This is a genomic window from Ruegeria sp. HKCCD7559 (assembly GCF_013110575.1).
Classification (GTDB): domain Bacteria; phylum Pseudomonadota; class Alphaproteobacteria; order Rhodobacterales; family Rhodobacteraceae; genus Ruegeria.
Genome location: NZ_WVQU01000010.1, coordinates 91,363 through 114,238, shown reverse-complemented (window position 1 = coordinate 114,238; position 22,876 = coordinate 91,363). Strand labels below are relative to the sequence as shown.

The following is a 22,876-nucleotide window of genomic DNA, read 5'->3' as shown; positions in this document are numbered from 1 at the left end:
TGGAAGCGGGCGGATTTGCGCGGTGTTCTGTCCCGGCTCAAATGGGTGGCCGGGGTTAGCCTGCTCGTAGCGTTGCTTGTGTGGTATCTGGATACCGGCGGCCCAGCCTTGGCGGTAGTGTCGATCGGCCTTGCGGTTTGGTTGCTGGGCGCTGTGCTGACAGAGTGGGCCAGCCGAATTAAGCTGGGTGAGGCACCGTTGGCCGAGTCCCTGCGTCGGGCCCGCAGCCTACCGCGTTCTCATTACGGCATGGTCGTGGCCCATGCGGGGTTGGCTGTCTGTATGATCGGCTTTATCGGGTCCAGCGCTTGGAAATCCGAGGTCGTGACTTTTGCCGAGCCCGGAACACAGATTGAGATAGCAGGGTTCGACGTGCGTTTTGACGGTGTGGAACAGCTTCGCGGTCCGAACTATCTGTCTCGCGCGGCCACACTGACGGTATTTCGCGATGGCGCTTATGTCACCACGCTTCAACCCGAGCGCAGGGCCTATCTCGTGGCGGGTACCAGTACGACCGAGTCAGCAATTCGAACGACGTTGGCAGGGGACCTTTACGCCTCAATATCGGAACCGGCGGCGGAATCAGAACAGAGCAAATGGACCCTGCGTATCTTGTATGAGCCATTGGTGGTCTGGATCTGGATAGGTTCAGGATTGTTAGCATTTGGTGGTGTCTTGTCACTCTCCGATCGGCGTCTACGCGTCGGTGCACCACGAAAACGGACTGGGCAGAGCTCCGTTGCGGTGGCGGCGGAGTAGGGCAATGAAACGTCTATTTGCACTGTTCCCAATTACGATTGCCGGCATCCTGGGTGCCTTCCTGCTATGGGGACTGAATCCCGATCGCGATCCAAACGAAATCCCGTCTGTTTTGATCTCGCAGCCGGTGCCTGAGTTCGACTTGCCGCCGGTCGAAGGGCTGGATACCCACGGGCTGTCCAGTACCGATCTGGTGGAAAATGACGGGTCAGCTCCGATCGTGGTCAACGTGTTTGCGTCCTGGTGCGTGCCCTGCCGGGCCGAACATGCGGTGCTGACGCGTATGGTACGCGATGAGGGCATTCGCCTGATGGGCATTAACTACAAAGACAAGCCGCAGGACGCGCGGAAATGGCTCGACGATCTGGGCAACCCTTATGAGCGCATCGGTTCCGACCTGGACGGCCGAGCCGGGATCGAATGGGGGATTTCCGGCGTGCCGGAGACCTTTGTGATTGATGGCGCGGGCAAGGTCGTATTCCGTTTTGTCGGCCCGGTGCTGGGCGACGAGGCAATTTCAAAGATGCGCACCGCGCTGGATCAGGCGCGGGCGGCCGGAGGAGAGGCGTCATGATACGTCGCATTGTAATTACCGCGGTCACTCTGGCGATGCTGGTGTCGCAGCCGGCATTCGCGGTTGAGCCCGACGAGATACTTGCAGATCCGGTATTGGAAGAGCGGGCCCGGGCGATTTCGAAACAGGTGCGATGCGTGGTGTGCCAGAACCAAGACATCGACAGTTCTAACGCTGGCGTGGCGCGCGACCTTCGTCTGCTTGTGCGCGAACGGCTGGTGGCAGGCGACACGGACCAGCAGGTTATGGACTTTCTGGTTGCGCGTTATGGCGACTATGTTCTGTTCAACCCGCCATGGAAGCCATCAACTTACATTCTGTGGGTTGCGCCTATCGTCATCCTGGGGCTGGGTGGTATCGCGACTGCAGCGGTATTGACCCAAAATGCGCGCCGATATCGGAAGTCGCGAAAACAAGAGACGGAACGCGGCGCGAGCGAAGAACGGAATCCCGAAAACCATTCACTCACGGAGCCGCACGCATGATCTGGATTATCTTTTCATTCATGGCCGTGGCGGTGTTTCTGACGCTCGCCCTCTCCGGCCTGGGGCGCAAGACCTCGGACTTGTCGAGACGCGAAAGCGCCTCTGCCATCTTTTCCGACCAGATCGGCGAAGTGGAGAAGGACCTGGAACGAGGAATTATCTCAGCCGAAGAGGCCAAGGCCGCCAGAGCCGAGATAGAACGTCGCCTGAAGGCGATTGACCGGCAATCGGACGACAAAGCGATAATGGGCCATTCCGGGCGTGCGCTGATTTTACTTGCCGCGCTGGTAGTTCCAGCGCTCGGAGCCGGTCTTTATTGGCAACTGGGTAGTCCCTACATCCCCAGCCAGCCATTTGCCCAACGCGAGGGGGAGCAGGCCGAAGCCCGTGAAATCGCCGACCTTGCCGTGCGCCTGAAGTCGCGGCTTGAGGCGGATGAAACCGGCGGGCCAACCGAGGGATGGGTGTTGTTGGCTCAGACCTATATGCGTATGGGACGCTTTGGAGATGCCGCAGACGCGTTCGAGGGGTTGCTGGACCGACCCAATGCGAATTCAGCGCTGGTGTCGCAATATGGCGAGGCGTTGGTCTATGCCGATGACGGTGTCGTTACGCCCAAGGCCGATCGGGCGTTTGAACGAGCCTTGGAACTGGACCCATCGAACCCAGCAGCGACATTCTACAAAGCCATTGGTCTGGAGCAGGCTGGATCGCCTGATAAGGCCTATGACCTACTGAAGACGCGGATGGACGCCGAAGAGGAGTTCCGGCCATGGATGGAGAGTTTTGTGGCCCAGCTTAACCGCATCGCCCCGTCGATCGGACGGGCTCCGGTGAATCTGGCGGCTTTTGCCCCTTCCATGCCCGGCCCAACTGCCGATCAGGTGGCGGCGGCCGAGGAGATGTCAGACGAAGACCGGCAGGCCTTCATCCGCTCGATGGTCGAACGGCTTGCGAGCCGGATGCAGGAAAACCCAGGCGATCTGGACGGCTGGATGCGGCTGGGCAACGCCTATTCGGTGCTGGGCGAGACCGACGGCGCCCGGAACGCCTATGGCAGGGCAAGGGATCTGGCGGATGACCTGCCGCAGGGGGATCCGCGCAAGGTGGCAATCGACCGGGCATTGCTGGAACTGGGGGGTTGATTCCCGCAGCCCGGCGTGGATCGGGCCGGCGCCGACTTCGCGCTGATGCCCAGTGAGCCATCTGGAAAATTCCGGTTTAGGCTATCGCATGCCGATCTTTAGGAGGTTGAGACCATGAAAGTTGAAACGTTTTCTGATCTAATTGTCTGGACGCGGGAAATGCATCATTGGCTCGCCGAATGTTTGGCCCACTGTTCGACACAGTCAGAGCAGGAGCTGGCCAGGATGTTGCTTACCTACCTCGCCGATCATGAGGCTGCTCTGGAGAAAATCGTCGATGGTTTCGTGAAACGAGCCGATCCCAAAGCGCTCAACACCTGGGTATATGACTATTTGGGCAATGAGCCGATCGACCCACATCGCGCCTGCGACAGGCCGTTCGCACAGATGAGCGTCGATGAGATCTGCGAAGCGGTCTTCGATCTTCACAATCAGGTGATCGACTTATATCGGTATTTGCACGGGCGTGCCGAGATACCCGAGGCACGCGAACTCTTTCAGGCGATACTGGATATGGAAGAGCACGAGACCATGCGTTTAGCGCAGCAGAGCAACCGCGTCCGGGATATGTGAACTCCGGGGTCAGGATCCGCTTTCCACGGCTCCGCCCGCAATCGGCGCGGCCTGTTCCATCGCGTCGAGAATGGCGTTCGTGGTCAAGATCTCTGGCAGGGCGATGCCTTCGGGGGCCGACGGGCCGTAGACGATGTTGAAGGGGATCCCGAACCGTCCATTGTCCTCAAGGAAACGGGCGATCACATCGTCGGGGCGGGTCCAGTCGGCCTGCATCGGAATTGCTTTGTCCGATTGCAGTGTTGCCAGAACCTCGCCGCGTTCCAGCACCAGCGCTTTGTTGGCCTTGCAGGTCAGACACCAGTCGGCTGTGACATCGACGAAAACCACCTCGCCGCGCGACACAAGGCGGGCGATTTCGGGGCGGCTGAAGGTAATCCAAGGGATCTCTCCGGCTGGTTCAAGCAGCCTGGACCGGTCTTTGCCGGCAATCGCAACCGGTGCGGCAAACGCTGCGGTCAGCGTCAGCAACAGGGCTGTCCAGCGCAAAACGGGTGGCATCATCGTACTTTTCCAGATCAACAGGACCAGAACAGTTGCAGCCAGCACGGTAGCAGTTGCAGCAGTGTCTCCGGCCACCCCGACCATCACCCAGACCAACCAGCCGATCGTGGTCAGCAGTGCCGCCGACAGGGCCCATTTTAATCCCACCATCCAACGCCCCGGTTTAGGCAGAGCGGCGGTAAGTTTCGGGTGCACTGCAACCAGCAGGTAAGGAATGGCCAGCCCGACCCCCATTGCGGTGAAGATCGCCACGATATCCACCGGTCGGCCGGTCAGGGCAAAGGCCACCGCCGTGCCGAGGAAGGGGGCCGAGCAGGGCGTCGCCAGAACTGCTGAGAAGGCTCCGGTCAGGAAATCCCCGACCAGCGACACGCGGCCCTTTTCGACATGGGCAAGCCGGGTGTTCAGCGACTGCGGCAGCGTGATCTCGAACAAGCCCGCGAGGCTGGTTGCAAAAACCGCCAGCACCACGATCATCACCGCAAGGAAAAGCGGATTCTGGAACTGGATGCCCCAGCCGACGGAATAGCCCAGCGACCGCGCCGCAATGGTGATAGCCGCCAACAGCCACATGAATGTCAGGATTCCGGCTGCCGAAGCCAGGAACCCGGCGCGAATCTGAGCCGCAGAGCGGTCGCGAGCCTTTACCGCCGAGGAAAGCTTGATCGAAAGCACTGGCAGTACGCAGGGCATGACATTCAGAATCAACCCGCCGCCCACCGCCAGCAAAATGATCCAGACCAGCGCGCTGGCTGAAGTTTCGGCGGCCGCGATCTCATATGGTGGCGGGGTAGGGGGAGCGTCGGTACGGGGCGAAAACTCGGCCACGCGGTTGGTGTCGGTAACCGTGACGGACAAGGCGGGGGGGTCCTGTGCCAGAGCGAGGACCGGGAACTGCACCCATAGCTGACGCCTGTCGCCAGCGAGCCGGATGTCGGGTGCACCAAACGCGGTGTCACGTCCCATGTCGGGAAAGACATCAGGCGCATCAAAGGGCAGGTCGCTGGTGAAATTCAGCGTCAGCATCTCGGACTCGGTATCCAGGGTCGCGGCGTCGGACTTCATTCCGCTTGTGTTTCCCGTGGTTGGCACCCGCGACAGAAAGGCATTTATAAGCCGGGCCGAGTCCTGATCCCGACCCGTTCCCTGAGTCAGCGACAAGTCCAGCGAAAACTCGACCGGCACACAGATATCGGAACAGATCAGCGTTGTCACAGCGGCCTTCAAGTCAACTGGCGCTCCGGGGTTCTCGAGTGTGACGGTCAGCGGAAAGACCACTTCGTCCTTGTACCCGAAATTCTCGATCCCGAAGGCGCGAAAACGGATCGGCGCGGGCCAGTGAAACTGTACGTCGCTGACGTTTTGCGAGCCGTTCCAAGTGATCTTGGGCGGAATTCCCACCTCACCAGGCGACTTCCAGTAGGTTTTCCAATCTTCGCCCAGTTTCAGATGCAGTCCTGCAGTGATCGTCTTGACGTCAGGCGCGATCCCGTCCTGCGCGGTAATTATGTGTGCGACCAGGGGCTCTGATTCATACGCTTGGGATGTAGCTGCAAGGCTTGTCCCGGCGGAAGTCTGGCCAAAGATTAACCCCAAGATCATAATACATAAATTTAGGAGTGTTCTTGCCATTGCGCGTTGCCATCGGTTGTTTTGCACCCGTCTCTGCCAGATTCCAGCGCTGGAGGGTCAACGAGCCGGAATGTCACATCCCCACGATCAGCTCACGAAACCTTCGCGCCCGTCTTCGCAGATGAAATAGGCCCCGCCATCCGCGCCCTCCCATTGAACCCGGCAACCTTGGGGCAGGGCGTATTCAGGCTGCGGCGGTTGCAGCGGGCATAGTTTAGGGCGTGGTGCGCAAGCCGCCAGCGAAAGAGCGGCCAGCGACATGGCGGCCAACCTTGAGCACCAAAGCTTCATGATTGAAGATTATTGCCGGTGTACTGGGTTCGGTCCGACCGCGGCGTCTGTTGCCTTTGGTCTTTCCGATTCAGATTTGTTCGAATGACAGGATTTTTCCATCGCCTTGTGCATAAAGAAATGGGCTCCGAGGCACAGGATCAACGGTGCGAAAAGACCCAAGGAGTCAGAAAGCCCACCAACCGTCCCGCCGGCGATCAAGTAGAGAGCGATCGGCGTTATCATGGCAATGCAACATACCATCATGCCCCATTTCATTATCTTGCCGCCGCTAACCGGTACTGACGCCTGCGGCGCGTTTGCAGTCTGTTTTTCTTTCACATTCAACTCCAAAATTTGGATTGGAGACCTCTGCTAACGCCTTCCCACGATGGAAGGTCAAGCTGTTTTGGCGCGAAGCGAATTTGACGCTGTCAAACCAGTCCAGCATTTGCTTGGGCCTTACTTGGTGCATAGACACGGCCGGAACAGGGAAGTTTTTAGGGGTATGAACAGCAGGCATTGTCGTCCCGACGCCTGGTGAAGTTTCAGGTTAAACACGAAGCTGCCTAGGTCACTTTAAGCCTTGAAAACTCGCGGGTGGGTCGAAGCGATATCGAACGAATAATTGAATGGACAAATCTTCCCCCGTCGCGGATTGTCTAATCCCCTGGGTACTAACTCCAGACACCAACCAGCCAATAGGAGCGCTATCAATGCTGACCAGACGACATTTTGTTGCAGCCTCGCTCGCCATTTTCTCTCAGCCGGTTTTTGGAGTGACGTCGGCGGCGGCCTCGCAATGGTCGGAGTGGGATGCGCAAGTAACTCCAGCCAATTTTGATCCCGCAACATCCAATCCCTGGGGTTTACACCCACGTTTCCTGCCTCAGCGTGTGCAAACCAATCGACCACTTACTCCGGGTGACATTCATGTCGACGCGGTGGCACGATATCTGTATTTCATCGAAGACGGTGGCACAGCAATGCGTTACGGCGTAGCCATTGCCCGAGGCAATCTTTACGAGCCCGGAGTCTACACGATCAAGCGAAAGGCCAAATGGCCGCGTTGGACTCCTACAGCCGAAATGATTGAGCGCGACCCTGATGAATATGCGCAATTCGCAGATGGTGTGCCCGGTGGGCCGACAAACCCATTGGGATCAAGGGCGTTTTATCTGTTCGAAGGTGGTCGCGACACATACCTGCGAATTCACGGAACGCCTTATCCAAGATCTATCGGAGGTCGCGCAAGTTCTGGCTGCGTAAGGATGGCGATGCCACATATCATCGGGCTTTATGATCGTGTCAGGCCAGGGTCCACGGCTCATCTCTACCCTCCCGAGCGGCTTCTGACCGCGACCAGCTGACAGGCGCTTGTCAGGCGCGCGTACAGATTGGGCGCCCTTCAATAGTCCTAAGTGGTAGGTAGGTTGTTTCAACTGGCCCAACATAGCGATACCAATAGCAACCGTCCTCAGGCATGATTTTCACTGCGTTCAGGTCCTGGCCCGGAGCAGCAATCTGGGCTACGGCGTCAGGAACTTGGGAAAGCGTTCCGGGCTCGCTATCTGCAGATATTGACGTTGTTTCGGTACAAGCGCCGATGAACAAAAGTGCGGCCAGTGCTTGGAAAGCTTTCCTGAAGGACATGGTGTTTAGTCCACTGTGATTGTCATTTGTAGTGCCTGCTACCCTCGCATCGACGGGTGATCACATCAATTCACCAAGAACTAAGCAATTGTTAGCGTTGCTTTTTTGTGTTCGGTTGATTCAAGAAAGTCAGGTTTTGCTTAAAGCAGCCTGGAGTTACGTCCAAGAAAAATTGCTTTTCCACAATGACTTGATGATTTGGGTCCGCCTTCTAAGGAAATATCCCTGCGCCAACGGCAACGACAATTCAGACGAGACATCCCATATGAAATGTCATTTGCGTGTTGACCTTCCAGCGCAGGAACCGGGCATACGAGTTATTTGAGTCGGAAAAAAAGAATAAACTTTGGGATGGCAGGCATGAAACGGAGCAAAGAAGGAAAGGTTGTTACGCGACGTGGAGTGATTGCCGCGTTTGCTGCGACGACGCTTTTTCCAGCACCGGCCGTTTGGGCCCAATCAACGGCAACTGAGGGGACGCGCCGCAATGTTTCCTCATTCCGCGTTGCTAAATGGCAGGACCACTTTGATACGCTTAAGAATGGTGTGATCCTGTCCGATACACAGTCCAAGGTCCTGCAATATTGGTCGGAAGACGAAAGCGTCTACCGAATGTATCCAACCAGCGTACCGCTGACGGAAGACCTTACAAGGCTGGGCTACACCACAGTTACTCGCAAGGTCGAAGGGCCGTCTTGGCGACCGACACCAGCAATGAAAAAGCGCAACCCCGCTTGGCCCGATTATGTGGGCCCGGGTCCGGAGAATCCTCTGGGGACACATGCACTTTATTTGAGCTGGCAATACTACCGGATCCACGGCACCAACGACACGCGCAAGATCGGGAGAAGATCCTCCAACGGCTGCATTGGCTTGTACAACGAGCAGATTGCGGAATTGTTCGAACTGGCCACTGTGGGCACTCAGGTAAAACTGATCTGACCTTGGTCAGGCCGATTTTTTTTGCGCGCGTTGAACCTAAGAACTGACAATCATGTGAAGAACAGAGATGGATAAACTTACACTCTTGATCGGCGGAGTAGTGATCGCAGGCGCCGCCGCGTTCGTCTACAACTTAAATCAGCAACCAACAGGTCACTCGATGACGCCGCCCGATACGTCAGCACTGGAGCAAGGAGACCCAATCGAAAACGTCACTCTGCCGGACCAGCTAAGCGAATTTGCGGCCGTCGGCAAAGTGGCATTCGACGCCAAATGCTCGGCGTGCCATGGCGCGAATGCAACAGGTCTGGAAGGCCTTGCACCACCTTTGGTGCATAAAATCTATGAACCAAGCCACCATTCGGACGAGTCATTTTATGTGGCAGTCCAGAATGGAGTTCGGGCACACCATTGGAAGTTCGGCAATATGCCGCCGGTCGATGGCTTGACCCGTGCGGATGTGAAGGGCATCGTGGCGTATATCAGAGAGCTGCAGCAGGAAAACGGGATTTTCTGAAGGTGACGAGCCGAATGGGCAGTGCAATTCGTTACATCATACTGTCAATGGTGCTGACCATTGGCGGGCTGCTTGTGACGGCCGATTCTGCTCATGCACATGGCAGTGGTTCTCAGCACGTGATTGACCAAACGGACTCCGCGGACGTTGAGCATGTCAAGCAGGGTCATCCCGGACATTGTCATGGCGGAACGATTTGCAACGCTGTTGGTCTATTTTCGATGGGTCCACCACCGCCTGGCCCCCAAGATACTGAACAAAGATACTCGATCCCTCGAGCCCAATACCGGGTTCTCGGTATCGCGGCGTTTGACCCACCACCGCCGCGTGTCCTGATCTGACCAGTCGAATTGCGCTCAACCTGGGCGCGTCGAAGCAGACGACAAGGACAAAACAATGAACATTCTGAAAATGACCACAGGCGTTGCCCTGGTTTCTCTGTTTGCAGCCGCCGCCCTGGCGCATGGTGGCGCAACCGGCATCGTCAAAGAACGCATGGATGGTATGTCCGCGATGAAGGACAGCATGAAGATCCTTACGCCGATGATGCAGGGGAAAACGCCCTACAATGCGCAAACGGTACGAAGCGAGGCCAAGAAAATCGGGCGTCACGCTGGCGAGAGCATGACAAAGCTGTTTCCAGAGGGATCTGATGGCAAACCCTCGGAGGCCAAATCGGAGATCTGGCAGGATTGGGGTTCATTTGCAGAGTTAGCCAGGCAGTTGGAATCCTACTCTGAAGGCCTTGTGCTTGCGGCGGACAACGGGTTGATGATGTCCGGGTCGGGCCATGGTTCGGGCATGATGGGCGGCGCATCCATGATGGGTGGCGGTTCTATGATGGGTGCCGGAATGATGGGCGGCAGTCCAAACCAGGCACAACTTTCTGAAATGCCGGCAGATGGTGTGTTCATGATGCTGAGCCAGACATGCTCGGCGTGTCACACGCAATTTCGGTCGGAATAGGAATGCGTCATGAGACCGATATTCCGATTGGGCCTTGCTGCCGCCGTAGCGGCGTCAGCGGGACTTGTTGCTGTGATGGCTTGGCCGATTGGCCAGCCCTTACAAGCTCTCGACATTCAGGGTGACGTTAACCGCGGGGCGTATCTGGCAAGGGCAAGTGGTTGTATCGCTTGCCACACAGATTTTGCCAAAGGGGGCGCGGCCTTGGCCGGTGGGGTGGAGTTGGATACCCCGTTCGGCACGCTCTTTTCGCCGAACCTGACCACAGATCCCGATCACGGGATCGGTGATTGGACAATCGAGGAGTTCGCCCGCGCGGTGCGTCAAGGCGTATCACCCGGCGGACAACCCTATTACCCGGCCTTTCCTTATCCATTCTATGCCAATTTCACGGATCAGGACATCGCCGATCTCTGGGCCGCATGGCAAACAGTTCCACCGGTAGCGGAACCGTCAAAAGAACAGGAAATGGCGTTCCCCTTCAATCAGAGATGGGGCCTGAAGCTGTGGCGCGCGGCTTTTCTGGAACCACCCCGCACTGATCCCGTGCCGGGCAATGACGAAGTGTGGAACCGGGGCCGGCTACTGGTCGAAGGTGCCACACATTGTGCGGCCTGCCACACCGGGAGGAACCTGGCTGGCGCAAGAAATTCGGACACGGAACACTTCAAGGGAAGTGACTCTCTGCCGGGCGGTGACAAGGCACCGGCCATCGACTTTGAGACCCTGCAAAAGCGTGGTTGGACGGTAGATGATTTGGCCTACGCGTTGCGCACCGGCGTCATGCCTGATGGCGATGTCTTCGGCGGCGCCATGGGAGAGGTCGTAAACTATGGCACCAGCTTTCTGACAGACGAAGACCGGAAGGCAATGGCGACCTATCTGCTGGATGTGCACGACGGGGGGTAATCGAGTGAGAGATCAAATTTTCTTTGGAGGGAAGTCCTCATGAAGCTCAATCGCAGGCAATTCGTTGCAGGCACGTCGGCACTAATCGCAGTGCCGACTATCGGGAGGGCGGCTACCGCCCCCCGAATAATCGAGGCGCGTTCAGGATTGGCACGTGTTGCCCCCGACAGCTATCCTGAAACCGAGATATGGGGATATGATGGCGGTGTTCCGGGCCCCGAAATTCGTGCCCGGCAGGGCGAAACGGTTCGCCGGACACTCCTGAACTCACTGCCTCAGCCTACGGCAATCCATTGGCATGGACTGCGGGTTCCAAACAACATGGATGGGGTGCCGGGTCTTACACAGGAGGCTGTACCAACAAGCGGCGAGTTTCAGTATGACTTGCCTCTGAAGGATGCAGGAACCTTCTGGTACCACTCTCATAACCAGTCAACGGAACAAGTGGCCAGGGGCCTTTACGGCGCGTTCATCGTCGACGAAATGGACCCGCCGGACACGGATCATGACATTACGATCCTGCTGGATGACTGGAGGTTGGGTCAGGACGCCCAAATCGTCGATGATTTCGGCGCGATGCATGACTGGACGCATGCAGGCCGAATGGGAAACTACGTTCACGCACACATATCGCCCATGACAGAAGTTCTGACAAACCAGCGTTTGCGACTTCGAATGGTCAACGTGGCAACTGATCGGATCATGTATGTCTCAGTAGGTGGCGCAAACGGGAAACTGGTCGCTTATGATGGCATGCCTGTAAGGCAGCCAGAGGATTTTGAAACCCTTGTTTTTGGGCCTGCACAGCGAGCAGACTTAATTGTTGATGTCACAGCGGAATCGAACGAAGCCGTTCAAATAACTCTTCACGAACGCGATGAATCGTTTGTCATTGCTGAAATCCCGGTTTCGGGAAGCGGTGCATCCGCAAACCGCGGTGCAATAGAAGCCCTGCCACCCAACCCTGTTTCCTTTCTCGAAGATGTTTCTGACGCTTTGACAATCCCATTAGTGATGGAAGGCGGGGCGATGGGCGGACTGCGTCAAGGCACTTTTAACGGCCAGGTCATGAGCACCAATGAATTGGTTCAGGAAGGGCAGATCTGGACATTCAACGGTGTCGCCGGGTTACCTGAAAACCCCCTTGCTGCCGTTTCGCGTGGCGACATAGTCCGGATTCAGATGCAGAACGACACCGTCTTTCCGCACGCTATGCACTTGCACGGGACGCACTTTCAGGAAGTTCTGCCAAACGGCAACCTAGGGCCGCTGCGGGACACAATCCTGGTTGACCGGATAGAAAAGCGGGAGATTGCGTTCGTTGCGGATAACCCGGGGGATTGGCTGTTTCATTGCCATATGCTGTCGCATCAGGCCGCTGGTATGAAGACCTGGCTGAGCGTGGCATGATGAACAAGAGTTCGGCGAAATGGGTGTCACTGGCTGCTGTAGTGATCATTGTCGCGGTCGCTGGCTGGGGCCTGAGTGGGCGTGCGCAGAACAGTGCATCAGCGGATTCGGCACGTGGTGCAGTTTTGTACGCCGAAAACTGCGCGTCATGCCACGGGGCAAATTTGGAGGGTCAGCAGGATTGGCAAACACCTGATCCGGATGGCGTCTTGCGGGCGCCCCCGCATGACCGAACCGGGCATACCTGGCATCACGGCGACAAGCTGTTGTTCGACTATACAAAGTTTGGCGGGGACCAAACTTTGAAACAGATGGGTGTCGCTGACGTCAAAAGCGGCATGCCAGGCTTCGGGGACACTCTGTCGGATCAGGATATCTGGGACATCCTCGCCTTCATCCAGGAGAGTTGGCCGGATCGGGAACGCAAGCTGCAAGAGCAACGCACCGAAGCAGAACAAACGGAAGGAAACTGATGTGAAACGAATACTTGCAGGCTTAGTCGCTATCGCCATGTCGATTGGCATTCCTATGGCACGCGCCGACGAGCTGTCTGACTCCGATGTAAAACGGCTGGCTCTCGAAGCCATTTTGGAAAACCCTGAGATCATCATGCAGGCGATTCAATTGCTTCAACAGCGCGAGGATCAGGCAAAAGCCGAAGCAATTGGAAGCGTCTTGGAAAATCAGCGTGAATTGCTGGAACAGGATCCGAATGCGCCTGTAATCGGAAACCCGGAAGGCGATGTAACCGTGGTCGAGTTTTTCGACTATAACTGCCCATATTGCAAACGCGCTGCCCCGGTCGTGAAGAACGTAATCGCGGGCGATTCCGATGTGCGAATTGTTTATCGAGAATGGCCCATACTTGGAGAAGGTTCCGACTTCGCGGCACGCGCTGCGCTGGCCTCACGAAACCAGGGAAAATACGAAGAATTTCATTGGGCGCTTATGGCTCTGAACGGTCGTGCCACTGAGGCCAGTGTACTGAAAGTTGTTCGGGAACTTGGCCTGGACGAGGATCAATTGCGCGCAGATATGGAAGCGCCGGAAGTCGACGCGCATATTCAGATTTCCATGGAATTGGCCCGACAGCTTGGCTTCAGTGGCACTCCTTCGTTTGTGATTGGAGATGCGCTTGCCCCGGGTCTGATCACCGAAGATGAAATGACCCGGTTAATCGTGGCAGTCAGAGACGCAAGATAGAACCAAGGGGGCGACAGCATGTGCGCTCCTAAGTTTATCATGCGATCGTGGCTTCGTATCCCTCGGACTTCAGCGCTGCAAGGATATGATCAAGTGAATTGGTGCTTAAGACACGTACCCTGCGGTTTTCCATGTCAAAGTCCAACTGTGCGGAGGAATCCACCGTGGCAACGGCTTTTTCGATAGCTGACTTGCAGTGCCCGCAGCTCATATCCGGGATATTTAGGGTCGTCATGGATGTTTGCTCCTGTGTTCCGTCGTCCCGGCTAAAGTATTCCAGCACAGGAAGGTCAAGTCGTGATTATTGGATCGTCAAAATTAGTGGCAAAGAAAGTCAGCCCCATCCCTTGACCTTCCACTTGCTGGAACCCTTATGTTTCCCGTCAGCAGAACATTGGTGGTGACAATATGACTGAAATTTCACATGCAAGGTTTCAAGTTCAGGGTATGAGCTGTGCGTCCTGCGTAGGGCGGGTTGAGCGCGCGTTGAAAGATGTGCCAGGGGTAGATGCCGCTTCGGTTAATCTCGCCAGCGAAAGCGTTCAGGTCGATTTCCGCGATCCAGCCGATAAAGCGGCCATTGCTGATGCGTTAAACAGCGCCGGATATCTGGCACGGACGGAAGAGGTAACGCTGGATATTCAGAACATGTCCTGCGCATCGTGCGTGGGGCGCGTTGAACGGGCATTGCAAGCAGATGATGGCGTCTTGTCCGCGTCGGTCAATCTGGCCACCGAAAGTGCAACTGTACGTTATGCTGAGGGAGTCACAACACCCGAAGCCATCGCGGCGCTTGCGGCATCTGCTGGCTATCCGGCGAGCCTGCGATCCGCGACGCAGACCGAACCACAAGACCGCAAAGCCAAAGAGATTCGCCAATTGGCCCGGCGAACAAGCTTTGCCGCCTTGCTCGCTTTGCCGGTCTTTATCCTTGAAATGGGCTCGCATGTTATTCCGGGCATGCACCACCTGATAGCGAGCACGATCGGCATCCAGAACAGCTATTACCTGCAATTCCTTCTAACCACGATCGTTCTTTTTGGGCCAGGTTTGCAGTTCTATACTAAGGGATTCCCTTCCTTGTTCAAAGGCGCGCCGGACATGAATTCTCTGGTGGCTCTGGGCACTTCGGCGGCTTATGGGTTCTCGCTTGTTTCCACCTTTGCGCCGGGTGTTCTTCCCGCCGGAACCGCAAACGTCTACTACGAGGCCGCAGCGGTGATCGTGGTTCTCATATTGCTGGGGAGGTTCCTCGAGGCGCGCGCCAAGGGGCGAACTGGTGAAGCGATCCGAAAACTGGTCGGTCTGCAGGCAAAAACAGCGCGCGTTGAGCGCGACGGATCGGTTGTCGAGCTACCGATCGAGCAGATCGTTGTAGGGGATATTGTGCACGTTCGACCGGGCGAAAAAATCGCGGTGGATGGTGCCGTAGTGACCGGCGCGTCATATGTCGATGAAAGCATGATCACCGGCGAGCCGGTTCCTGCCGAAAAGACCGAGGGCGCAACTGTGGTCGGCGGAACAGTTAATGGCGCGGGCGCATTGACGTACCGGGCTGAAAAGATCGGCGCAGACACTATGTTGGCCCAGATCATTCAAATGGTCGAACAAGCACAGGGTGCCAAGCTTCCGATTCAAGGCTTGGTTGACCGCATCACGCTGTGGTTCGTGCCGGTAGTGATCGCTGTGGCCGTAATGACTGTGCTGGTTTGGATGTTGTTCGGACCCGATCCTGCGCTCAGCTTGGCGTTGGTAGCCGGGGTTGCGGTACTGATCATTGCTTGCCCCTGCGCCATGGGGTTGGCCACACCCACCTCAATCATGGTCGGCACCGGCCGCGCGGCCGAGATGGGTGTCCTGTTTCGAAAGGGCGACGCCTTGCAAATGCTGCAGGAAACCACCGTTGTTGCGGTGGACAAGACGGGGACCTTGACCGAAGGGCGTCCGGAGCTGACCGACCTGATTGTGGCCGAAGGATTGGCCGAGGATGAGGTTCTGCGCCTTGTTGCTGCCGTTGAGGTCACATCCGAACATCCGATCGCCACGGCCATCGTGCGCGCGGCTGAAACCCGTGGTCTGGAGCTTTCGAAGCCAGAAGACTTCACGTCGATCACCGGTTACGGGGTAAGCGCCTCAGTCGAAGGCCATACAATCCTGATCGGGGCCGACCGCCTGATGAGTCGCGAAGGGGTTGAAATGGGCGCGTTGTCTGATCGGGGCGCTGAACTCGCAATCAACGGAAAGACTCCACTTTATGCCTCCGTAGACGGAGTTATCGCAGCCGTCATCGCCGTGGCGGACCCAATCAAGACCACCACGCCAGACGCAATTGAAGCTTTGCACGGACTGGGGCTGAAAGTAGCGATGATTACCGGCGACAATACCGCTACAGCCAAATCCATCGCGGCGCAGCTTGGCATCGATCATGTCGTGGCCGAGGTTCTGCCAGAGGGTAAAGTATCCGCGTTGCAAGATCTGCGCTCAAATGGCGGAAAACTGGCCTTTGTGGGTGATGGCATCAATGATGCCCCCGCTCTGGCGGCGGCTGACGTAGGAATTGCGATCGGGACAGGCACTGACATCGCCATCGAGGCGGCTGACGTCGTTCTGATGTCAGGCGACCTGACAGGCGTGGTCAACGCCTTCGATATTAGTCAGCGCACCATGCGTAACATCCGCCAAAACCTGTTCTGGGCTTTCAGCTACAACACGCTGCTCATACCGGTTGCAGCGGGGGTGCTCTATCCGTTTGGCGGCCCGTTGCTGTCGCCGGTTTTGGCTGCAGGTGCCATGGCGCTGTCCAGTGTATTTGTCCTGACCAACGCGCTGCGGTTGCGCTGGGTTAAGCCGATCAAAGTTGGGCGAGAACAGATCTCGCAGAATGAAGAGCAGGCGCTGCGATCAGCGCCTGCTGAATAGAATAGGAGAACCGCTGTGAATATCGGAGATGTAGCAGAACGTTCGGGTCTGCCTGCCAAAACCATCCGTTATTACGAGGATATCGGATTCATCAAACCCAGGCGCAGTCTGAACGGGTATCGACATTTCGACGAAAAGGAACTGCACAAACTGGCCTTCATCGGGCGGGCCCGCTCATTGGGCTTTACCATTGAGGATTGCCGTTCACTACTGGCGTTGTACGAGGACAAAGAACGCGCAAGCGCGGACGTGAAGGATATCGCCAAACAGAACCTAAAAGAAATAGATGCCAAGATCGCGGACCTGAAGGCCATGCATGCTACACTGTCTCATTTAATCGATGAATGTGCCGGAGACCACCGTCCCGACTGCCCGATCCTGAAGAACCTCGGCCAAACTTAGATGCGCTCATCGTATGAACTGCCTCCTATTTTGGCAGTTTGTTACGTGTATTCGCGGGAATCCGCTTCATTTCGATACAGCGCACCAACTCACCTGTTTTTTCCTCCGACTGGCTTGAACACTCGTTACGTTCGTCCTAACTGCACGGGATGAAGTGGAAGTTTTTCTCAGTGTTGCGAATGACGTTTCTGACATGCGTCTGCTTGGCGATGACCTTCGTCGGCACTGTTGTGGTCGCGAGCAGTGACGTCAAAAACAGTAGCACCTCTGAGCCTCACGGCGTTTCAATGGCTGCAAAGTCATCAGACTTCAAACACGACCATAGCGGTTTGCATCCGACGACTGGCCAAATCCACACGGATAGCCACGTAAATCACAGCGGAGAATGTCATTCCGGTATCTGTTGTGTTGGCGAATATCCGACCCACGTAGGACTTGCGGTTTTGGCTGAAGCTTTTGGCCAGAAAAACCGTAACATGGATTCCGACATCCACAACTCTCAAGCGCCTCTGACGCCCGATCGTCCTCCACAAATCTCCTAACATCCACAGGCCCGTCAGCGCGGGTTTTCATGTTGTTTCGGTTCGAGCATGCACTGCGACCGTCAGGAGATTATTATGCGTGGAAGATATGCGGCACTATCAGTACTTGCCTTGGCGATTGGCCTGGGTGGAGGTGTCTTTCTTGAAAGACTGTACCTGAATCCAATTGATCAGGGCCAGTCGAACGAACCAGAGGTCCTTTATTGGGTAGCACCGATGGATCCGAATTTTCGGCAGCCTGGACCTGGAAAATCGCCGATGGGTATGGACTTGATCCCGGTTTATTCTGGGCAGGAACCTACCGGCGACCCTGAAGAAGTCACCCTGAGCGCTGCGGAAATCAACGCAATTGGTGTGCGAACTGCGGTTGCACGCATGACTGATATCGAACCTCGCATCGAAACGGTGGGTTTCGTCGGCTTTGACGAACACCTGACCAATCACGTTCATACGCGTGTTGAAGGTTGGATTGAGCAACTGAAAGTTCGAGCGGTCGGTGATCGCGTTGAGAAGGGGCAAGTTTTATTTGAACTCTTTTCACCACTGATCGCAGCTGCGACCGGCGATCTTGTACGCGCAGTCGAAGCTGGTGACCCGCGGATTTTGGACGCGGCGCGCAATAAGTTGATCAGCCACGGTATGTCCGCTCGTCAGGTTGCTGAGATTGAGGCGGGCGGTGAGTTGGTTCGAAATGTGGAAATTGAGGCACCTCAAAACGGTGTCGTCATAGCTCTGAATGCCGCCGATGGCATGTACCTGCAGCCAGGCACGCTTGCTTTTTCGGTAACCGATCTTTCTGAAGTATGGCTGATCGTTGATGTATTTGAACGAGATATTGCACGTTTGTCGGAAGATATGCGCGCGATAGCAAGGTTCGAGCACCTACCCGGTCGCACCTTCGAAGGCGACATCGACTATGTTTACCCTGAGCTTGATCCGCAAACCCGAACTCTTCCCGTAAGGCTTAGTTTCGATAACACCGACGGCGTGCTGCGGCCGGGCATGTTTGGCAGTGTTAGCCTTATACCGGATGAAAGCCGAAATGTTCTCACTGTTCCATCAGAGGCGTTAATTCGTACCGGTTCGGCGGAACGCGTCATCTTAAAAACAGGCGATGGTACTTTTCGCCCGAGACTGGTGACTACAGGTCTTCGAGACAGTTTCGGCGAGGGGGGTCGAACAGAAGTTCTGCAAGGGCTTGAACCTGGTGAGGAAGTTGTCGCATCCGCACAGTTTCTAATCGACAGTGAAAGTGCTTTGAGCGCCGGTTTCACCCGAATGGCACCAACGGATACCGAACCAGCACGCGGGGCAGGCACCCTGGTTTCACTCGATGCCCAAAATCGTATGGCAACTGTTCGTCACGATGTTCTCGAAAGCCTCGATTGGCCCGCAATGACTTCGCAGTTTCCGGTGAGGTCTGGTGTTTCGCTCGACAGCTTGAGTGCAGGCGACGCAGTCGCTTTCGTGATCGCACGGGGTGCGGATGGGCTTCTGAGCCTGATGGAGCTTGCACCAGACGATGGTATTGCCGGAACTGGTGCCGGAATCGCGCGCGCCGTCACTTCAGACGGCAAATTGACGCTTGAGCACGGACCGATCCCCGAGCTCGGTTGGGCCGCCATGACAATGGATTTGCCTGTTGTAGGAGTAGATCTCACTACCGTGCCAATCGACATGCCAATTGAGTTTGATCTGGCTGAGGGAGAAGGGGGGATGTTCTCGATTGTGGCAATTCGCGAAGAGGGCTCGCCGCCGACGGATTCCGTTGAACCCGAAGAAACCGACACGCCTTCTGCTCCACCGATTGTAGTCACCGGCACGATCAACCTCGTTAATGCTGAGGCGGGAACGGCAACCATCACTCACGGGCCGATGACTGAGATTGGCATGCCCGGAATGACCATGGATTTCCCATTAGAACCTACATTGGACACAAGCATGCTCGAAGTCGGTTCTGAAATGACTCTGACTTTCGCGCGTGCAGATGGCATGACAATGGTGTTGGCTGCGGCAACGCCTATTGCACCGCCACTTCAGGTTTCTGGCCGGATTAACAGTATCGACCCGAACGCGCGTACCGCGAACGTAACACACGGTCCGATGACTGAGATCGGCATGCCGGGCATGACCATGGATTTCCCGGTTGCGGAGGGGATTGAGGTTTCTAACTTGCCTGTAGGGATTGATGTTTCTTTGATCCTTCGCCGCAATCCCGACTTTTCGATGACGCTGTTAGAGGTCGCGCTTGATGGGAGTGTTACGCAGTGATCACGGCCATCATTCGTTCTTCGCTCGCCAACAGGTTCGTCATCTTGGCCCTCGCATTCATGATAGGAGTTGCGGGTATTTGGGCCATTCGTGAGACGCCGGTTGATGCAATCCCGGATCTGTCGGATGTCCAGGTAATTGTTCGCACGCCATATCCCGGGCAAGCGCCTCAAGTTGTCGAAAACCAAATCACATATCCACTTGCGACAGCCCTATTGGCCGTACCCGGTGCAAAAGACGTTCGCGGGTTCTCGTTCTTTGGAGACAGCTTTGTATATGTTGTCTTTGAGGACGGGACGGACCTCTACTGGGCTCGGTCGCGTGTGCTCGAATACTTGGGCCAGATTACCGGCAGCTTACCTGAGGGCGTGTCACCACAACTTGGCCCTGATGCGACTGGGGTCGGGTGGATTTATCAGTATGCGCTGGTTGACAGAACCGGAAATCATGATCTGGCTCAGCTCAGGACTCTGCAGGATTGGTTTCTGAAATACGAATTACAAGCCGTGGAAGGCGTCTCAGAAGTCGCCACCATCGGCGGAATGGTCAAACAGTACCAGGTCGTCGTCGACCCAAACAAACTACGTGCCTATGACATAACACTTGCACAATTGAGGACGGCTATTCAGGCGGCCAACCGCGAGACGGGCGGCAGCGTCATTGAGATGGGGGAAGCCGAATTCATGGTCAGGTCCTCGGGCTACATTGACGAATTGTCAGACCTTGCAAGCGCGCCGTTGATGGTCAACGACCGTGGCGCCGCTCTGACGCTTGGAGACGTCGCTGAAATCCGTCTGGGGCCGGAAATGCGGCGCGGTGTCGGAGAACTCGACGGGCAAGGAGACGCGGTTGGTGGAGTAGTCATTCTGCGATGGGGTGGGAATGCGTTGGCAACGATCAAAGCGGTGGAGGCGCGCATCGAAGAGTTGCGCTCAAACCTGCCGGAGGGGGTCGAAATCATAACGACCTACGACCGATCTGGTGTGATCGAGCGTGCTATCGATAACCTCCAGAAGAAACTGACGCAGGAATTCATTGTCGTTGTTCTTGTGTGCGCGGCTTTTCTACTTCATCTGCGGTCATCCCTCGTAATTCTTCTGTCGCTCCCTCTGGGAATCTTTGCCGCATTTATTCTGATGAAGGCGCAAGGAGTAAACGCAAACATCATGTCGCTCGGCGGCATAGCCATCGCTATTGGTGCGATGGTCGACGCATCGATTGTGATGATCGAGGCGATGCACAGGCGGTTGGAAAAAGAAAAGCTCACAGCAGAGAACCGATGGCGGATTGTGCAAGAGTGCGCTTCTGAGGTGGGACCAGCCCTTTTTTATTCTCTGGCGATTATCACGGTTAGTTTTTTGCCTGTTTTCGTTCTGGAAAATCAGGAAGGTAGGCTCTTCTCGCCACTCGCTTATACCAAAACCTACGCCATGGCTGCAGCCGCCATCCTTTCGATAACGCTGGTTCCGGTCTTGATGGGTTACTTTGTAAGGGGGCGTATTCTACCGGAGCGAAAAAATCCGCTAAATCGCTTGGTTGTGTTCGTGTACCGCCCATTTCTGGACGCGGCAATTGCCTGGCCATGGGCAACAACACTGTTGGCCGGCGTTCTGGTGACGTCCATGTGGTACCCGTACCAGAGAATTGGCTCTGAATTCATGCCCGAGTTGAACGAAGGTGATTTTCTCTACATGCCGAGCTTCTACCCCGGGATCTCGACGGGAAAAGCCCGTGAGGTACTGCAGCAGACCAACCGCCTGATCGCGACCGTGCCAGAAGTCGAAACTGTTCACGGTAAAGTTGGGCGTGCGGAGACTGCAACCGATCCAGCACCTCTAACGATGGTGGAGACCACAATCCAACTCAAGCCGGAAGAAGAATGGCGCCCCGGCATGACAATGGAGAAAATCCGGAATGAGCTCGATCGTATCGTTCAGGTTCCGGGCGTTACAAATGTTTGGATCCAACCTATCAAGAACCGCATCGATATGCTTGCGACAGGTATCCGTACTCCTGTCGGTGTCAAAATATCCGGCACCGACTTGGAGGTCATTACAGATATAGGGATCGAAGTAGAGCGTGCGGTCGCTGATATTGATGGAACGGCTTCCGCCTACGCAGAGCGACCTGTTGGCGGGCGTTTCATCGAAATCGACGTCAAACGAGATGCCGCCTCCCGATACATGATGAGTGTTCGAGAAGTTCAGGACGTAGTGCAGACCGCAATTGGCGGTATGCAAGTGTCGGAATCTGTGGAGGGGCTGGAGAGGTTTCCTATAAACCTTCGGTACCCTCAGGCATGGCGAGACAGCCCGGAACGGCTCGAAAATCTTCCTGTCGTCACGCCGTCGGGTGCTCATGTGCCACTGTCCGCTCTCGCCGATATTCGAATAGTTGACGGGCCGGGAATGATACGATCAGAGAACGCTCGACGAACTGGGTTCGTGTTCATCGACATCGCGGGGCGCGACCTGGGCGGCTATGTGGCCGAAGCACAAGAGGTGGTTACAGAAAAGGTCGACCTGCCTCCAGGTTACTCGCTGACTTGGTCAGGGCAGTATGAGTACATAGAGAGAATGCAGGACAGGTTGACGATCGTTGCTCCTGCAACCCTGCTAATTATCACGCTCATGCTTTTCTTGGCGTTCAATCGGGTGATTGAGGTCGGGATAATTCTTGCGGCGCTCCCGGTCGCATTGGCAGGTGGGGTTTGGTTCTTATGGTATCTTAACTTCGATATCTCAATTGCTGTGCTCGTGGGCTTCATCGCGCTGGCGGGAGTTGCCGTGGAAACAGCGATTGTCATGTTGTTGTACCTCAATCTTGCTTGGGAGAAACGTCGAGGGCTGGCGCAATCGGAACAGCGAAAGCTGACACGTGACGATATCGAAGACGCGGTGTTCGAAGGAGCCGTTCTTCGGGTTCGGCCGAAGGTAATGACTGTAGCCACGATCTTTGCAGCACTGATACCCATCATGTACGGCACCGGTACAGGCTCTGAAATCATGCAGCGGATCGCTGCGCCGATGATTGGGGGCATGGTGACAGCGACCCTTCTTACGCTTTTTGTCATTCCCGCAATATTCGTGATTTGGAAACGGCTCGCGCTCAATCGCGTGAACCGAGAGATCTCCCACACGATCCAGGAAGTGCCCCCTGCGCTTCCGGCAGAATAATACCCACAACCTTGAAACAGGAGC

22 protein-coding genes are annotated in these 22,876 nt (G+C 56.1%); 18 read left to right on the top strand and 4 right to left on the bottom strand.

All coding sequences use genetic code 11. The features are described 5' to 3' along the window. The 5 genes from GS605_RS19160 to GS605_RS19140 all read left to right on the top strand — a co-directional run. A partial coding sequence (locus GS605_RS19160; RefSeq protein WP_305851969.1) for a cytochrome c-type biogenesis CcmF C-terminal domain-containing protein occupies positions 1-759 on the top strand: 759 nt, incomplete at its 5' end. Positions 760-763: 4 nt separating this feature from the next. Continuing rightward, positions 764-1,333 (top strand): DsbE family thiol:disulfide interchange protein, encoded by a 570-nt coding sequence (locus tag GS605_RS19155; RefSeq protein WP_170417873.1) that lies wholly within the window; start codon positions 764-766, stop codon positions 1,331-1,333. Beyond that, complete coding sequence (locus GS605_RS19150) at positions 1,330-1,818, top strand: cytochrome c-type biogenesis protein (protein ID WP_170417876.1); 489 nt, start codon at positions 1,330-1,332, stop codon at positions 1,816-1,818. The genes GS605_RS19155 and GS605_RS19150 overlap by 4 nt, the downstream gene beginning before the upstream one ends. After that, a complete protein-coding gene (gene ccmI, locus GS605_RS19145; protein ID WP_170417878.1) occupies positions 1,815-2,963 on the top strand; it encodes a c-type cytochrome biogenesis protein CcmI in 1,149 nt (382 codons plus the stop codon). The genes GS605_RS19150 and ccmI overlap by 4 nt, the downstream gene beginning before the upstream one ends. A 114-nt stretch (positions 2,964-3,077) precedes the next feature. Next, positions 3,078-3,536 (top strand): ATPase, encoded by a 459-nt coding sequence (locus GS605_RS19140; RefSeq protein WP_170417881.1) that lies wholly within the window; start codon positions 3,078-3,080, stop codon positions 3,534-3,536. 9 nt (positions 3,537-3,545) lie between these two features. Here GS605_RS19140 and GS605_RS19135 read toward each other — a convergent pair whose 3' ends face one another. The 3 genes from GS605_RS19135 to GS605_RS19125 form a co-directional block, all read right to left on the bottom strand. Next, a complete protein-coding gene (locus GS605_RS19135; RefSeq protein WP_170418009.1) occupies positions 3,546-5,642 on the bottom strand; it encodes a protein-disulfide reductase DsbD in 2,097 nt (698 codons plus the stop codon). A gap of 117 nt (positions 5,643-5,759) precedes the next feature. Beyond that, positions 5,760-5,933, bottom strand: coding sequence for a hypothetical protein (locus tag GS605_RS19130; protein ID WP_170417885.1), 174 nt, complete (start codon positions 5,931-5,933; stop codon positions 5,760-5,762). A gap of 39 nt (positions 5,934-5,972) precedes the next feature. Next, complete coding sequence (locus GS605_RS19125; RefSeq protein ID WP_255612174.1) at positions 5,973-6,284, bottom strand: DUF2933 domain-containing protein; 312 nt, start codon at positions 6,282-6,284, stop codon at positions 5,973-5,975. A gap of 374 nt (positions 6,285-6,658) precedes the next feature. Between GS605_RS19125 and GS605_RS19120 the strand changes: the two genes are divergently transcribed. The 9 genes from GS605_RS19120 (at position 6,659) to GS605_RS19080 (ending at position 13,542) form a co-directional block, all read left to right on the top strand. After that, positions 6,659-7,312: a L,D-transpeptidase gene (locus GS605_RS19120; protein WP_050605720.1), complete on the top strand. Its 654-nt coding sequence runs from the start codon at positions 6,659-6,661 to the stop codon at positions 7,310-7,312. Between the two features lie 634 nt (positions 7,313-7,946). Beyond that, positions 7,947-8,537 (top strand): L,D-transpeptidase, encoded by a 591-nt coding sequence (locus GS605_RS19115; protein ID WP_170417888.1) that lies wholly within the window; start codon positions 7,947-7,949, stop codon positions 8,535-8,537. A gap of 67 nt (positions 8,538-8,604) precedes the next feature. Beyond that, entirely contained in the window at positions 8,605-9,054 is a 450-nt protein-coding gene (locus GS605_RS19110; RefSeq protein ID WP_170417891.1) for a cytochrome c, read from the top strand. 153 nt (positions 9,055-9,207) lie between these two features. Continuing rightward, positions 9,208-9,390 carry a hypothetical protein gene (locus GS605_RS19105; protein ID WP_157054267.1) on the top strand — a complete coding sequence of 61 codons (183 nt, stop codon included), beginning with the start codon at positions 9,208-9,210 and terminating at the stop codon, positions 9,388-9,390. A 60-nt stretch (positions 9,391-9,450) separates the two neighbouring features. Continuing rightward, positions 9,451-10,020, top strand: a complete 570-nt coding sequence (locus tag GS605_RS19100) for a cytochrome c (RefSeq protein ID WP_170417895.1) — start codon at positions 9,451-9,453, stop codon at positions 10,018-10,020. 9 nt (positions 10,021-10,029) lie between these two features. After that, the gene (locus GS605_RS19095; protein ID WP_170417899.1) at positions 10,030-10,929 is read left to right on the top strand and encodes a cytochrome c; all 900 of its coding nucleotides are present in this window, start codon (positions 10,030-10,032) and stop codon (positions 10,927-10,929) included. 39 nt (positions 10,930-10,968) lie between these two features. Next, a complete protein-coding gene (locus GS605_RS19090) occupies positions 10,969-12,339 on the top strand; it encodes a multicopper oxidase family protein (protein WP_170417903.1) in 1,371 nt (456 codons plus the stop codon). Continuing rightward, a complete protein-coding gene (locus tag GS605_RS19085; RefSeq protein WP_171724989.1) occupies positions 12,339-12,812 on the top strand; it encodes a c-type cytochrome in 474 nt (157 codons plus the stop codon). Before GS605_RS19090 ends, GS605_RS19085 begins: the two co-directional genes overlap by 1 nt. Positions 12,813-12,849: 37 nt before the next feature. Further along, on the top strand, positions 12,850-13,542 hold the full coding sequence (locus GS605_RS19080; protein ID WP_170418016.1) for a DsbA family protein: 693 nt from the start codon (positions 12,850-12,852) through the stop codon (positions 13,540-13,542). Positions 13,543-13,579: 37 nt separating this feature from the next. On the opposite strand, the gene GS605_RS19075 is transcribed toward GS605_RS19080, so the two are convergent. Then, entirely contained in the window at positions 13,580-13,777 is a 198-nt protein-coding gene (locus tag GS605_RS19075; protein WP_170417905.1) for a heavy-metal-associated domain-containing protein, read from the bottom strand. Positions 13,778-13,950: 173 nt separating this feature from the next. Here GS605_RS19075 and GS605_RS19070 point away from each other — a divergent pair, with 173 nt between their 5' ends. The 4 genes from GS605_RS19070 to GS605_RS19055 all read left to right on the top strand — a co-directional run bounded on the left by GS605_RS19070 (position 13,951) and on the right by GS605_RS19055 (position 22,852). Further along, positions 13,951-16,461 carry a heavy metal translocating P-type ATPase gene (locus GS605_RS19070; protein ID WP_170417908.1) on the top strand — a complete coding sequence of 837 codons (2,511 nt, stop codon included), beginning with the start codon at positions 13,951-13,953 and terminating at the stop codon, positions 16,459-16,461. Positions 16,462-16,476: 15 nt separating this feature from the next. Beyond that, positions 16,477-16,863, top strand: coding sequence for a Cu(I)-responsive transcriptional regulator (gene cueR / locus GS605_RS19065; protein WP_152460772.1), 387 nt, complete (start codon positions 16,477-16,479; stop codon positions 16,861-16,863). Between the two features lie 617 nt (positions 16,864-17,480). After that, positions 17,481-19,676 (top strand): efflux RND transporter periplasmic adaptor subunit, encoded by a 2,196-nt coding sequence (locus GS605_RS19060; protein WP_170417912.1) that lies wholly within the window; start codon positions 17,481-17,483, stop codon positions 19,674-19,676. Then, positions 19,673-22,852 carry an efflux RND transporter permease subunit gene (locus tag GS605_RS19055; RefSeq protein ID WP_170417917.1) on the top strand — a complete coding sequence of 1,060 codons (3,180 nt, stop codon included), beginning with the start codon at positions 19,673-19,675 and terminating at the stop codon, positions 22,850-22,852. The genes GS605_RS19060 and GS605_RS19055 overlap by 4 nt, the downstream gene beginning before the upstream one ends. The last annotated feature ends 24 nt before the right edge of the window (positions 22,853-22,876 follow it).